Raw genomic sequence first — 13526 nt, forward strand, 5'->3', positions numbered from 1 at the left:
CAGCATTTTTCACCAGGAACATCCCGATAAACGGGAGCCTCCCGCCTCCATCGACAACTGACTTCACTACTGCCGAATAGGCCACTGCTCAATCTCCAGACTGACGAGCCCGTTCACCAGCCGCTGCTGATCGCTGCCGGCCAGGTGGCCGACGGCATCCAGAAGCGTCTGGTGCGGCTGGGTCCGTACGAGTCGGTCGAAGTCGCGGCCGCTGCCCTCTCAAGTCACGCCACGCTCTGACGAGGCCTGGTTCCGTTTGCCCTGACGGGTGGGATCATCGGTCCGGCGGCAGCAGCCGCGACGGGGGATGTGAACGGTTACGTTGCTCTCGCGGTCGGGGCCTTCTTACTCGGTCTGGTGGTCACTTCACTGGAGGACCTCGTCAGCGTGGAAGTCCGGGGCCGCCTCGACAGACTTCCGCCGGCGCTTTTGACCCGTCCCGTAGCCCGCCTTCCGGAAGAACTCCAGGGCGAGACGGAGGGTGAGTGGCGGCAGACCCTCGACACCATCCATGCCGGGAACGAAGTGCTGTCCCGGCAGTACCACCATGTCGTGCAGTTGAGGCGCGACAGCGGTCAGCGGGTTGTCCGAACCGCCCTCGCCACGGAACATCTCGCTCAGCGAGCTGCCCCCGTCCGGGCCGCGCAGCGAGGTGACCATGTCACGGTCTCCCACGATGTACAGCGCGGGGACGTCGATCCCGCGCCCCCGGAAAGGCGCGAGCAGTTCGTTGTTGCGTTCGATGTTCCGGTACCAGTTGAAGGCTCCGGTGAACGCCTGATCGCCATGGAGGGCGAAGTCCTCGGCGTACACCTGTATGTCCCCCTACGTCAGCCAGGCCGGGAGTGCCGGCGACTGCGGCATGGTGTCCAACAGGCCAAGGCCGTCGGGTATGACCAACGGGCGCGGCTCCTTGCCGAGCGGGTTGTCGCCCGAGGCGCCGACCAGGAGGCGGCGGAGGGATTCCGGGATGTCCTTGGCGAACTCGGCGTCGGCGACTCCCGGCTGCTGGAAATACACCTGATAGAAGCCGTCGCCGTACTCGGTGCGGGTGATCGAGGGCGGGACCATCCCGCCGGGCAGGATCGGCGGAATGCTGAGCCCGGCCACCGCGCGGACCTTGTCGGGGCGCAGCATCGCCGCGGTCCAGGCAACGGGCGCGCCCCAGTCGTGACCCACGACGATCGCCTGCTCCTCGCCGAGTTCCTCGATCAGGGCGATCACGTCGCCGACGAGGTGGAGCAGGGTGTACGAGGTGACCTCCGGAGGCTGCTCGCTGCGGGCATAGCCGCGCTGGTCGGGGGCGACGACCCGGTATCCGGCAGCCACGAGCGCCCCGAACTGGTGACGCCAGGAGTACCAGGTCTCCGGCCAGCCGTGCAGCAGCAGGACCAGTGGCCCCTGCCCCTGCTCGGCGATGTGCAGTCTGACTCCGTTCACGTCGACGAAGCGGTGGGTGAGCGAACTTTCCGCAGGGTTTTCCTTTTACGTATGAGTGCGCGCTCAGTTCTTCAACTGCGCGTACAGGGCTTCCGGGTCGGCGGACAGCTGCGACTTGACCCAGCGGGTGGTGTCGTCGGCCAGCACCTCGTGGGCCCCCGCCTCGATGCCGTCGAGCGCGGCCACGGCGACGTCGCGGGGGTCGGCCTTGGGCGCGTCGAGACCCGACGTCATGTCGGTGTCCACGTAAGCCACGTGGAGACCGGTCACCGCGATGCCGCGCGGCCGCAACTCCAGACGCAGAGAGTTGGTCTGCGACCACAGGGCGGCCTTCGAGGCGCTGTAGGGCGTGCCGTCGGCCAGCCAGGACAGAGCGGAGTGGACGTTGAGGATGTGGCCGCCGCCGTTGCGCTCGATGATCGGCGCGAAGGCCCGGGTGACCAGCAGCGGCCCGTAGAAGTTGGTCTCCAGGTCTCTGCGCACTTCCTCCATCGGGGAGTCGAGGTACGAGGCGCCGACCGAGGCGCCGGCGTTGTTGATCAGGACGGTGACGTCCTGGGCCTGCTCGGCGGCCGCCGCGACAGACGCCGGATCGGTGACCTCGAGAGCCAGCGGAAGGGCACGGGGGTGCGTCACCGTGCGCGGTTCACGGGCCGTGGCATAGACCTTGCCCGCTCCGCGCCGGTAGAGCTCCTCGACCAGCATCTTGCCGATGCCCCGGCCGCCTCCGGTGACGAGGACGGTAGCGCCTTCGATTGCTGTCACGACTATCTCCAAGAAGTAGAAAACCGATCGGTTTCACTCACTGTAAACCGATCGGTTTCATCATGCAAGCCAGGTTGGCTCTGTACGGCTCGGCGTCGCATAGGTGCCCGGCCGACACCTTGCGGGCCACTCAGGGGCGGCGATCAGCGCCCGCCGTCTTCCGGCGGCGGCGCAAGGACCGCTCCAGTGCCGCCGACGGGAAAGGCGGGCCTCGGACGGCGAGTTGGCCGCGTGCCCGGTGAGGTTGCCTGGGTGAAATGGCGTCGGCCATGTCGCCCAGGCGATCCCCGGCGCTTCCTGCCGGGACGGAACCACCGGCAGGACGAGGTGGGACGACTGGGCGGCGCCGTGGAAGATCTACTGCCGGGCCACGCAGACCGTGGTCGCGTCCCGCACCGGGCACCTCGCCGCCGCCGTCGCCGAGCAAGCTCTGGAACCATTCGGCACGCGCCGCCAGTTGGTGTGGGTTCACGGACCCGTGGTCAGCGCGACCGGCCAGGCGGCCCGACGCACGGCGGCGAAGTTGTCGAGCGCGCCCCGGCTGAAGATGTCGTACCAGCCGTCGACCTGGAAGATGAACAGGTCGACCTGGTCGTGCAGTCCGGCGACGCGGCAGGACCGCGCCCTGTCGGGCTCCCGCCGGGAACGCTCGCAGCCGAGCTCGGGAGGTCATCCCGGGCGAACGCGGGAACCGCTCGGCGCGCAGCTCCTCGCAACCGTCGTTCATCAGGCCGGCGAGACCCGGCACACACCCGGTGACGCTGCTCACGAGCCCGTCGAGGTCGGTGCGGTGGCGTCGCATCAGGGTGCCGGCGCCCAGCGTGAGGGACCGAGGCGCGGTGATGCGAGCTCGATCACGCGACCGCGCGTCCCACAGCCGTCGTCCGGATCGGACCACGTGATCTGCGGCGCGATCACCTCCGGCTCCGGCAGCGCCGCCATCCACTGGGTGTTGCTGTTGCCGAATCGGCTGCCGTCGATCAGGCCGACGGAGCCGTTCGGGCCGGGAAGGTCGGCGGCCCACCGTACGGTGTCGTAACCGTCGCGCTCTTCATACGTCCACGGCTCTCACTCGCCCTCGGAGGCGAACCGGCCCCGGGTGTCCTGAATGACCTCGGGGGCAGGCGTCAGCCGGCCAGCCGGTTGAGCTTGCGGATCTGCTTGTCGAAGACCCCGGCGGGAGCGATGCGGCGCAGCATGCGCGCGCGACCGGCCACGGGACCGGCGGTGTAGCGCAGCTTCGGCTTCGGGTCGGTCGCAGCCGCGACGATCGCCTTGGCGACGACGGCGGGGGCGTCGCCGCCCTTGATCGCGTCCACCATCAAGCGGTCGAAGGCGTGCCGCCGCTTGTCATAGACCGGCAGGGGCGTGTCGGGCCGGGGGCTGTTGGCCTCGAATCCGGTGCTGGTGTAGGCGGGTTGGACGAGAAGCGCCCGGACACCCTGCTCGCGGACCTCGTGGTCCAGGGACTCGGTGTACCCCTCGATGGCGTGCTTGGACGCGGCGTAGACGGCCATGTACGGCGAGGGGAGGAAGCCGACCACGGAGGACACGTTGATGATGCGTCCGCGCCCCCGGGCGCGCATGTGCGGCAGGACCGCCTTCACCATGCGCATCACGCCGAAGACGTTGACGTCGAAGACGGCCTGGGCCTGCGCGACAGAGTTCTCCTCTGCCGCGCCCATCAAGCCCGTGCCGGCGTTGTTGACCAGGACATCGATCCGCCCGAACCGGTCGAGCGCCTGCTGAACCACGGCGGTGGCCGACGCGTCGCCGGCCACGTCGAGGTCGAGGAAGGTCACGCCGTCGAGCGGGATGACGCGGGACGTGTCGCGGCTTGCGCCGACCACCTCGAACCCCGCTTCGACCAGCGCGAGCGCCGCCGCCTTCCCGATGCCGGATGACGCACCCGTCACGATCGCCACCGGCCGATGTGTGCTCATCATGGACTCCCAGACTCATGGAGAAACCGATCGGTTTCATCAACGACTGTAAACCGATCGGTTTCAGGGCGCAAGGCCAGGAGACCACGCGTCAGCGCAAACCCACCGCATCGAGAAGGGTGGCCACCGTGGGGGCGATGAGCCCCGTGAGGCTGTCGGCCCCGATCCCCGCGCGGGCACTGGCGCCGTCGAAGACGAGGCTGAGCTGCCGGGCCAGCAGGTCAGGATCGCTCGCGCCGCCCCGCTCGGCCTCGGCACGGAAGAAGGCCGTCAGATTCCCCTTGACCCGGTGGGCCACCCGGCTCGCGGGGTGACTCTGATCCTTGAGCTCGATCTGCACAGCCAGGTACCGGCAGCCTCGGAACTCGGGCGCCCCCGCCTGCGATTCCACCTGCTCGAAGACGTGCAGGATCCGCTCACGGGGCGAACGGCCGTCATCCGCCGCGGGCAGGAGTGTCGCCACGAAGGCGAAAGCGCGCTCCTCCAGGCTCGCCGCCAGCAGTTCGTCCTTGCTTTCGAACAGCTGGTACATGGAGCGCTTCGACACCCCCGCCGCCTTGCACAGCGCCTCGATGCCGATGCCGACGCCGTCTCGATAGGTGAGCGTGGCTGCCGCCTCCAACAGTCGATCTCGGGGACTTGGCTTCACTTCAGTGCTCATACGGCGAGGTTAACCCGATTCGGACGAAATATAAACCGATCGGTTTCCGTGGGCCGCCGGGACGCCTGGCGCCGCCAGGACGGCGGTCTCCTCCGGTTCCGGCTCGACCGGGATGCGGTGCGGCCCCTTGCGGTCGTACCAGCCCGTCACACCGAACCCGAACAGTGCGGCCACGACGAGGCCGGCGGCCATCATCACCCGGGCCCGGGTCAGGCCGGCGTCGGCCGGGCGTCCGACATGCACATTTCGGACACCGAGACGTTCGATGCGGCAGTACGGGAAGCAAACCGTTTGGGATTCCTGGAGCAGAACGACTTCACACCGTTCCGAGTGACGCGCTTGCCTGCATCGTCCTGTGTCCGAGGCCAAAGCCCCAGGAACCCACGTGTGATCGATGTCGGGGTCATCCTCAAGTGGCGGCTCGACGGCCTCGCTTTGAGGGACAGGGCGGCAATGTGGTCATGCACTTCGACCCCGACGGGAGCCTCACCGGATTCGAACGCGTCGCCAGGCGAGTCAGCAAACTCCGTGCCGCGGCGCCCCTCGCCTGCCCGGACATCGCCCGCGCCTAGCGCCCTCGCCCGAGCGTTTGCCGACCTGGTCCGCCACCAGCGTGGCCAGTTCCTGCACGACTGGATTCGCCAGGCCGAGCAAGACGCTCCGAAGCCGATGAATGGCTTCGCGGGGTTCCTCCGCCGGGACCTCGACGCCGTCACCGCCGGGCTGACCGTCGCCTGGAGTTCCGGAGTCGTCGACGGCCACGGTCAGCAGCTGCGAGCCGGACTCACGCCGAGCCCGATCCTCAATCCACCGCCATCGGGATACCTCACCTCCCGGCATAGCGCGCACCACGGCAGCCGTCACGGCCCGACGTAACCGGACCATTAAAGATCTCTAGAAGCCGCGACCCGGCGAACGGGTGGGCGCCTCACCGCCGTCGGTTCACCCGGTGTCTCCGCCACCCTCTCGCTGGGCCTTCCTGTCGGCGGGGCGGACGGCCGCGGGACGGTCCGGTCGGATGGCTCCGGTCTCCGGATCCATCCGGTAGTCGGAGCCGGGCTCGAACGCTTCCGGCGGGACTTCCTTCGCGGCGAGGTACTCCCTGTCCGCATGGTCGGCCACGGCCTCCAGCGCCGCGTCGATCAGCTTGTCGGGGTCCATGCGGCCGCCGGGCTCGGCCGGGACGAAGGAGTGGGTGTGCACCACAGTGCCCGTGCGTGTGTCGTACACGACGCAGGCCTGGGTCTCGTCGGCCAGACCGGGCATCTCGCTGTTCGTGGCCATCGAGGATCCTCCTAGCCCCAGCGATAGATCATCCAGCGCGCCATGGCCTGTGCCTCGAAGACCTCGACCTTGAACGTGACGCTCGTGACGTTGGTCCGGAACAGAGTCGAGGGAGAGGCGAGCGACGACCAATCGGTGGGGAAGTTCTCCACCCCACTGTCACTGATGATCTGGCTGATATGGGCGATCGCGGAACCGAACTCGGTCCCTCCGTCGAAAATCGAGTACAGGCCGATGTCGGCGAAGACATCCTGGTTGGCCACCTGCACCGTGGTGGTGATGCTGTGGGCACCGCCGAAGTGCCGGACACGCATCCTGTTCGATCTCATGCCGACGACTGCCATGCGGCCTCCCTGGCTCGCGACGATCGCGTGCTCGGATACACCTTCAGAGTCGAGCGCGAGAGGCCGGCGCGCAAACTGGGGCCTGCCCGGCGACGATTGCACCGCTACGTACCAGCACCCCCCCCTCTTCGCAAGCGTGCACGATCGACTTTGCCGCCTCCTACGCTGCACCGCCCCCCCCCCAACGGGCACGAGCGAACCGCACCCGCAAAAGCCCTCGGCCCGGCCCTGGCAACCGGCGGCCGCCGCGCCGTCCTGTCCGTTGAGGGTGGAGCCGTCGCGCCGCCCCGACGGCTACGTCCCCGCGCACGCCTGGCTGCGCCGAGTCCGGCCGGGGTCAGGTGGTGACGGTGAGGTGGGGGGACACAGGGTGCCGCCCTGGCGTTCCAGCCGGCCCAGCGGCGGTCAGTCGGTGGCACGGCCCATGGCCGCCACCTCCGCGCGCCTGCGCCAGACCACGGTGCGAGCGCTCCTGCTTGGTACGCGAACCCGGCCAACGTGAGCAGCCCAACGTGAGCAGCCCGAACACGATGTCGGGTCCTCGCACCAGATGGAGAACCGTGCCGCTCGGCGGTCAGCTCCCCGACGGAGGGCACTCCTCGAGCGGTACCGCGTCCCCCTCCGGTTACCTCGGCCGCTGGTCTGGGCGCGTGCGCAGTCCGCGGCTTGTGTTGCTCCGCCGTGGACGCGGCCGTAGACGCCGGCGTGGAGGCGGCGGTCTCGGCCTGCGGGATGCCGATGCGTTGCTCGCGCACGGAGCGTGAACCGCTTCGAGCGGGGAGTCATACAGCCGCCCCGACAGGGTCCGTGGCTGTGATGCCGCGCATAGGAGCCACGTCACGTCCTAAGGGAGGTAGTACCTGGGAGCCCCGCTATCCCGTACCCGGCTGGCTCGCGGCGGGTCGTTCGCCACTCTTGCTATGCGGTCGGGTAGTACGTCACATCCTTGCGCTGCGCTCGAAGCGCCCCTAACCATGGCTGTCGTTCCGGGGAGCCCGGTTTGCCGGGCCGGACAGCAGAGCTTGTCCGCTCGACCGCCCCGGCCGTCACGCGGAGGTCTGCTCCGCTTCCACCGCGCCGCATTCGGTCGGCGTCCCCACGTCATCCCCACGATGGAGAGTTACTCGCGTATGACCGCCCTCACGCACGCCACCGCCCGCCGCACCGCCCGATTCCGCAAGCTCTCCGTCGCAGGTGTAGCCACCGCAGGTGCCGCAGCAGCGGCGCTCATGCTGGCCCCGTCGCCCGCCCACGCAGCACCGGTGTCGGCGAGCTCGGCAGCGCCGGTGTCGGCGGCGAAGGGTCCGGCGGTGAAGAAGAAGTACGCCGACAACCTCGACGGCTGGATCAAGGAAGCTCTGGACATCATGAAGTCCGAGAACATTCCCGGCAGCTACGAGGGCCTGCACCGCAACATCATGCGTGAGTCCTCCGGCAACCCGAACGCCCAGAACAACTGGGACGTGAACGCGCAGAACGGCACGCCGTCCAAGGGTCTGCTCCAGGTCATCCAGCCGACGTTCGACGCCTATCACGTCGACGGCACCCCGCACGACCTCACCGACCCGGTCGCCAACATCACCGCGGCCGCCAACTACGCGGCCGACAAGTACGGCTCCATCGACAACGTCGACTCCGCCTACTGATCCCTCCTCCCCGGCCCGACGAGCGCCCCCTCTGGGCCGAGCGGCCCTCCCTCCTCTGCCTGCCTCGGACACGCGCCGGAAGGCTCCGGCTCTCGGACGCCCACTGCGGCTGGCCTCGCCTTCCAATGTCCCGAGAGCAGGGGCGGGTCGCGAAATCTGCTGCGTCGAACGAGTCATCCCTCGCGTATGGCCCGGCGAGGCGACGGCCGGGGTAGGCCATGGGTGCGATGTCGACTGTGCGCCTCTCACCCGAGGGTGTTCGAATACGCCGGAATTCCTGAGCCGCAGCCGCACTCGACGCTGCCTGAACTCGGCGGCGGAGCGGTCGGCGGTACCGAACGCGCCGGGCTTGCCCGGAGTCGCCTTGGTGTAGGTGCCGTTGGCACCGACGCACCTACCTTGTTCATGACGGTCGTACCGGCGGTCTCGTCCAGCCGCCAGTAACCGACCGGCGCGTCGGCCATCACCCCACCCTCGTGCTGGGCTCCGTTTCCGGAGCTCGACCGTCGCGGCCACCCTGCCCGCTTGGCCGAGCACCCGGCCGCCCTGGACCGTGATGCGGATCACCAGTGCGTCGTTGCCGTCCCCCGCCGCGGAAGTTGGCGTCGGCCGTCGCGCCTGGGGCGGCGGTGATCACGTCGTTCTCGGCCGTTGACCGGAACCACAAGGTCTGTGGACTGCCAGGTCGTCGCGGAGTGGTTCGGCAGCGGCCCCAACTTTGCACCGCGTCCATGTCGACCTTTGCCGGCCGGACGGCCACCGCGACCAGGTGGTCCTATGGACTAGGTCCATAGGACGCCCGGCGTCAGTTCGATCCGCGTCGTGTCGTTCTCGCGGAAGATGTAGACGGAGTCGGTTGCCGCATTCCACCCGACGGGGACCACGTAGTAGTTGTCGTCGCGCTCGATGAGCAGCCGCAGGCCCGTGTAGCGATAGCGCAGATGCGTGCCCGGGCCCAAATCCTCGGCCTTGAGGCCGGACGGGCCTGTCAGGCTCAGACGCTCGGTGCTGAAGAGGACGACCCCGGGCCAGCGGACGACATGGCGCGCCGCCTGCTTCGCCTCGCGATCGCCGAGCTGTCCCGCAAGTAGCGTGACGGCGAGGAGCAAGAACGCCAGAGCGGCGAAGAGCGGTACCGCCCTCTCCCACAGGCCCTGGCCCCTGCCACGCAACGCGGTCCTGCTCTGCCCCATCAGCAGACCCGCGGCCACGGTGGCCGGGGCAGCCCAATACGGCTCGATCCGCGGCCACAGGAGGAAAAGCACAAGGCCGGCTGCCACAACCAGCCAGTACTGCCCCGCCACGGCGCTCCACAATGCCGCGGCACGTCGCCTGAGGCGACTGGTCAGCGGGAGACGCCTGATGAAGTGCGGTGCACTTGTGAGCAGAAGCAGGGCGACAACGGCGACGAGAACCGGGCGCGACAGCACTTGCAGGCTCTCGACCACGTATTCGGAAAATCCAAAGCCGAGGGAGGAAGGAGAAAGATGGAAGTTGCGATAGTACCGGTTGGTGTAGATGAGCCCCACGTAAAACATGAGCGCCGCGATGAAGGACGCCTCTGCGACGACAAGCTTCAGGATCGCCGTCGAGTTGACGTCGTGCCCGGAATCCCCCTGCGCATTGTCCGGAAGCGTCACGGTCGGGCGGCGCCTGGGGTGATGCCGTTGGACGGAACACCACCACTGGTGCTGTCCGGAGTCTTCGGGCCGGTGGTGCGCGGAGGAGGAGGGGGAGGGGGAACGTCGGTGTCTCCGCCACCCGTCGAGCCCGGCTCGTCGGTATCTCCGTCGGTCGGGGCCGGCACGTCCGGAGAGGATGTGGGTTGATCGGTTTCCGGTGTGCTGGTCTCAGTGACTTCCGGTGATGGGCTTGCCGACGGCTCATCCCCACCGTCATCCCCGTCACAGGCGACGACAGACAGACAACACGCCGCCAACACGCCGACCAGCCTCACACGATGGCCCGCTCGTCGCATCCGAACCCTCCTCGCTGTCGCCCCGGACAGTAGCCATGCGGGGCGAAACAGACACACGCCCTCCTTGTGTGTCGGGCAACACCACGCGGATGGCTCAGGCCGCACGCGATGAGGGGGAAGATCGGCGGAAGTGCTGTGCCGACGCTACTGAGCCGAGCACGTTTCCGTGTACCTGGCTGAGCACTTTGGCGAGTACGCCGACACCTGCCAAGCCCTGTCCACATCCGCGTCATCAGCGCCGGTCTTCGAGTACCACAACCACGCTGCCGGCGCCGCCCGGCGCTTCGACAGGTGCTCGATCTCCAGACGAATCAACGTACCTTCAGCGGAAGTTCGCCTTCCAGGTCCCGCCAGGCCGGCCCGGTGGGTCAGACGCGGGTAAACCGGTCCCATGCCTGGGTGACGGCCTTGCCGTAGTTGGCGGTAGCGGTGCGGGGGGGGAGACCGCGGGCTCGGGCCAGGTCTCCGGCTCGGCGAAGCGGAGCTCCGGCCCGTGCTTCGGAGGCCGGCCGGCCTTCGGGCCGTAAACCGCAGGGTTTCGACAGCCGCATCACGCGGTCGCCGAGGGCGCGTCCGGCCAGCTTCTCGCCGGGCAGCGCGGTGTGCTGGGCCCGGGCCGCTTCGACGGCGGCCCGGGCGACCAGGGCGGCGCCTTCGACCTTGCGGTTCTTCAGCCAGGTCTCGATGCGCTTGTCCCCGCTGCGGCGGATGACCGCCGGCGTTCGGTAGCCGGTCAGCAGCAGGACCGAGCCCTTGTTCGTGAGGCTGAGTGTTTGCTCCAAGGCTGAGCAGATCTCCAGGAGTTGCTCCCGGAGCCGGTTGATCTGACGGGTGCGGTCGTTGACCCGTTCGGTGCGGTGTCGGACCAGGATCTTGAGGTCGAAGGCTATCTCGTCCACGGTCCGGAGCACGCCGAGGCCCTTGCGCATGCGGGCCTTGATCGGCGATGACGAAGTCGTCCTGGGCATCCGTCTCGCCCCGGCCGCAGTAGGCGGCCGATGCCGGTGAACAGCGAGGCCGGTGAGGTAGACCATCGGCTGGTCGTGGCCAAGCAACAGACCGATGCGCCCCCGCCACGGTTGATGTCACCGCCCACAGAGCGTCTTCGGAGAGAGCGAGTACGTCGCCGATCAGCGCCAGCAGCGCACTCTCGTCGTTCAGGACTCGTCGCGACAGCAGACGTTCGCCGCTGCGGTCCTGACCACCACCTTGCGCGGAGCCGCCCCGCAAGCCATGGCCGCCTGTGGCTCCGAGGAGCACAGGGCCTCCCCGGCCATCACGGATCGACCCACGCCCCCGGCGTCGGCTTCCCCTAGGGGTTCATCGAACGCGTCGTCCGTCTCGCACTCCGCCTCGGCCTCCCCGGCAACGGCAACGGCGACGGCGACGGCGGAGGACCCGGAGGCCGGGTTCGAGCCTTTGAGGTGCGGGAGCAGGCCGTGCCGCTTTCGCACCTCGGCTTTTGACGGGCCAGGCCCGGTTAAGCGTGTTCGGACGGCTTCGATACGGGATGTCGTGTCGTGCGTGACCGAACTGGACGTCTCAGCGATGCTGGTCAGGCAGAACGGTAGGGGAGCGAATGATGGTTGCACAGCGACTGCGTCAGGCGATCAATGACCATGACCTGGACGCGTTCGTCGATTGTTTCCGCCCCGACTAGCGCAGCCGGCAGCCCGCACATCCTGCTCGTGCCTTCCAGGGAAGGGAGCGGGTGAGGAAGAACTGGTCGACCTTCTTCCGCCAGGTCCCCGATCTCAGGGCGGAACTGCTGGGCACGGTCAACGCTGACGGCATCGAGTGGTCGGAGTGGCATTGGCACGGCACCCGCGAGGACAGCACGCACTTCGAGATGCGCGGCGTCATCGTCATGGGGCTTCAAGACGACTGCATTTCCTGGGCCCGGCTGTACATGGAAGAGGTCGAAGCCGGCGGCGAGGACATCGAGTCCGCCGTTCAGCGTCTCACCGGACCCGAGCGCAAGGATTCTGAGTAGCTGAAGCTGTCGGGGATCTTCAAGGGCCGGGACTCATCCGGATGCTCGCCATGACGGAGATGTGAGAGGGATTCTCGCTCTGCGGGCCCAGGGCGACACGGAAGGCACCGGCGCCCAGATCCGCGTCTGGCAAGCCCGGGCGCTGGATCGCTCGTAGATTGGAAGTGACGGCAGTCGCGCTCGCAGACCATGGAGAGCGCGTGATGACAGCGGAGATCGATTTCACGGCCTTCGTCGACGCCACACCGAGCCCGTACCTGGTGCTGGACGCGGACCTGGTGATTCGCTATGCCAACCCGGCATACGTACAGACCACCGGCCGGACCAGGGACGAGCTGATCGGGAAGTACTTCTTCGACGCCCTGCCGGAAAGCCCCGGTGGCCCCAGCGATGCGCAGAGGAACCTGATGGCGTCACTGCGCCGGGTCCTGGAGACCGGGAAGCCGGACACCCTGGTGCTACAGCGGTACGACATCCCTGCTCCCGACCAGCCGGGCGGGTTCGAGGAGCGTTGGTGGTCCGAGATCCACACCCCGATTCCCGGGCCTGACGGCAAGGTGAAGTGGATCGTGCAACGAGCCGAGGACGTCACCGCCTTCGTCCGCTCACGCCGGGCACGCCGGCTCACCGAGGAGTCCTTCGAGCGGGAGAAGGGCATGGCAGCCGAGTTGTACGCGCGGACCCGCGACCTGCACCGGCTGTACCAGGAACTGCGTCAGGCCCACGCCCGCGAACGGCAGGTCGCCGTGACCTTGCAGGAAGCCATGCTCCAGGCCCCCGACCTGGACCGGCACGACAACATCGCCGTCCGCTACCTGCCGGCGACCACATCACTCAACGTGTGCGGCGACTGGTACGACGTCGTCGATCTTCCACCCGACCGCTATGCCGCGGCGGTCGGAGACGTCGTCGGACACGGCCTGAGCGCCGCGGCCGTCATGGGCATGCTCCGCAGCGCCCTGAGCGCAGCCATCCGCGCCATTCCCAGCCCCGCCCAGGCCCTGGAAGTCCTCGGGCTGTACGCCCGCTCCCTGGACGGCGCGACGGCCGCAACCGCGGTCAAGGTACTCATCGACACCCGCAGCAGGCTGATCATCTACAGCAACGCCGGGCACCCACCGCCCGTCCTGCTCCATCCCGACGGAACCTGCGAGCTGCTGGACCAAGCGACCGATCCCCCGCTCGGCGCCCGCCCGTACCATGTCCCCCGCCCCCAGGCCGGACTCACCTACACCCCGGGGGACACCCTCGTGCTGTACACCGACGGTCTCATCGAGCGCCGCGACGAGGACATCGACGCCAGCCTGACACGCCTGACCACTGCCCTGGCCCAGGACAGCACCCTCACACCCGACCAGCTGGCCGACGCGCTGCTGGCCCGCCTCGGCGTCGCCGGCGGCGCCGTTGACGACATCGCCCTCATCATCATCCGCCTGTAAGGGGCCGAGGCTCCGCGTCTGCTCGGAGGTCGC

Annotated in this window: 11 protein-coding genes and 3 pseudogenes; 3 read left to right on the forward strand and 11 right to left on the reverse strand. The window is 68.5% G+C overall.

The features are described 5' to 3' along the window. Positions 1-366 precede the first annotated feature (366 nt). The 9 genes and pseudogenes from ABZY12_RS12180 to ABZY12_RS12220 all read right to left on the reverse strand — a co-directional run bounded on the left by ABZY12_RS12180 (position 367) and on the right by ABZY12_RS12220 (position 6437). Positions 367-813 (reverse strand): hypothetical protein, encoded by a 447-nt coding sequence (locus tag ABZY12_RS12180; RefSeq protein WP_356889215.1) that lies wholly within the window; start codon positions 811-813, stop codon positions 367-369. Positions 814-825: 12 nt separating this feature from the next. Continuing rightward, entirely contained in the window at positions 826-1440 is a 615-nt protein-coding gene (locus tag ABZY12_RS12185) for an alpha/beta hydrolase (protein ID WP_356889216.1), read from the reverse strand. 63 nt (positions 1441-1503) lie between these two features. Then, a complete protein-coding gene (locus ABZY12_RS12190) occupies positions 1504-2205 on the reverse strand; it encodes an SDR family oxidoreductase (protein ID WP_356889217.1) in 702 nt (233 codons plus the stop codon). Positions 2206-3006: 801 nt separating this feature from the next. Beyond that, positions 3007-3249, reverse strand: a pseudogene (locus tag ABZY12_RS12195) (hypothetical protein); the annotation flags it as partial. Between the two features lie 83 nt (positions 3250-3332). Continuing rightward, the gene (locus ABZY12_RS12200) at positions 3333-4148 is read right to left on the reverse strand and encodes an oxidoreductase (RefSeq protein ID WP_356889218.1); all 816 of its coding nucleotides are present in this window, start codon (positions 4146-4148) and stop codon (positions 3333-3335) included. A 91-nt stretch (positions 4149-4239) separates the two neighbouring features. Next, positions 4240-4809 carry a TetR/AcrR family transcriptional regulator gene (locus ABZY12_RS12205; protein ID WP_356889219.1) on the reverse strand — a complete coding sequence of 190 codons (570 nt, stop codon included), beginning with the start codon at positions 4807-4809 and terminating at the stop codon, positions 4240-4242. Between the two features lie 9 nt (positions 4810-4818). After that, positions 4819-5052 (reverse strand): hypothetical protein, encoded by a 234-nt coding sequence (locus ABZY12_RS12210; protein ID WP_356889220.1) that lies wholly within the window; start codon positions 5050-5052, stop codon positions 4819-4821. 699 nt (positions 5053-5751) lie between these two features. Then, positions 5752-6093 carry a hypothetical protein gene (locus ABZY12_RS12215; RefSeq protein WP_356889221.1) on the reverse strand — a complete coding sequence of 114 codons (342 nt, stop codon included), beginning with the start codon at positions 6091-6093 and terminating at the stop codon, positions 5752-5754. A gap of 11 nt (positions 6094-6104) precedes the next feature. Further along, complete coding sequence (locus ABZY12_RS12220) at positions 6105-6437, reverse strand: hypothetical protein (protein WP_356889222.1); 333 nt, start codon at positions 6435-6437, stop codon at positions 6105-6107. Between the two features lie 1130 nt (positions 6438-7567). On the opposite strand from ABZY12_RS12220, the gene ABZY12_RS12225 reads away from it, so the two are divergent. After that, positions 7568-8083: a transglycosylase SLT domain-containing protein gene (locus ABZY12_RS12225; protein WP_356889223.1), complete on the forward strand. Its 516-nt coding sequence runs from the start codon at positions 7568-7570 to the stop codon at positions 8081-8083. Between the two features lie 782 nt (positions 8084-8865). On the opposite strand, the gene ABZY12_RS12230 is transcribed toward ABZY12_RS12225, so the two are convergent. Beyond that, the gene (locus tag ABZY12_RS12230) at positions 8866-9723 is read right to left on the reverse strand and encodes a hypothetical protein (RefSeq protein WP_356889224.1); all 858 of its coding nucleotides are present in this window, start codon (positions 9721-9723) and stop codon (positions 8866-8868) included. A gap of 542 nt (positions 9724-10265) precedes the next feature. Further along, positions 10266-11291, reverse strand: a pseudogene (locus ABZY12_RS12235) (IS110 family transposase); the annotation flags it as partial. A gap of 460 nt (positions 11292-11751) precedes the next feature. Here ABZY12_RS12235 and ABZY12_RS12240 point away from each other — a divergent pair. Then, a pseudogene (locus ABZY12_RS12240) lies at positions 11752-12054 on the forward strand (nuclear transport factor 2 family protein); the annotation flags it as partial. Between the two features lie 203 nt (positions 12055-12257). Then, entirely contained in the window at positions 12258-13493 is a 1236-nt protein-coding gene (locus tag ABZY12_RS12245; RefSeq protein WP_356889225.1) for a SpoIIE family protein phosphatase, read from the forward strand. The last annotated feature ends 33 nt before the right edge of the window (positions 13494-13526 follow it).

Source organism: Streptomyces sp. NPDC006551 (assembly GCF_040611675.1).
Taxonomy (GTDB): Bacteria; Actinomycetota; Actinomycetes; order Streptomycetales; family Streptomycetaceae; genus Streptomyces.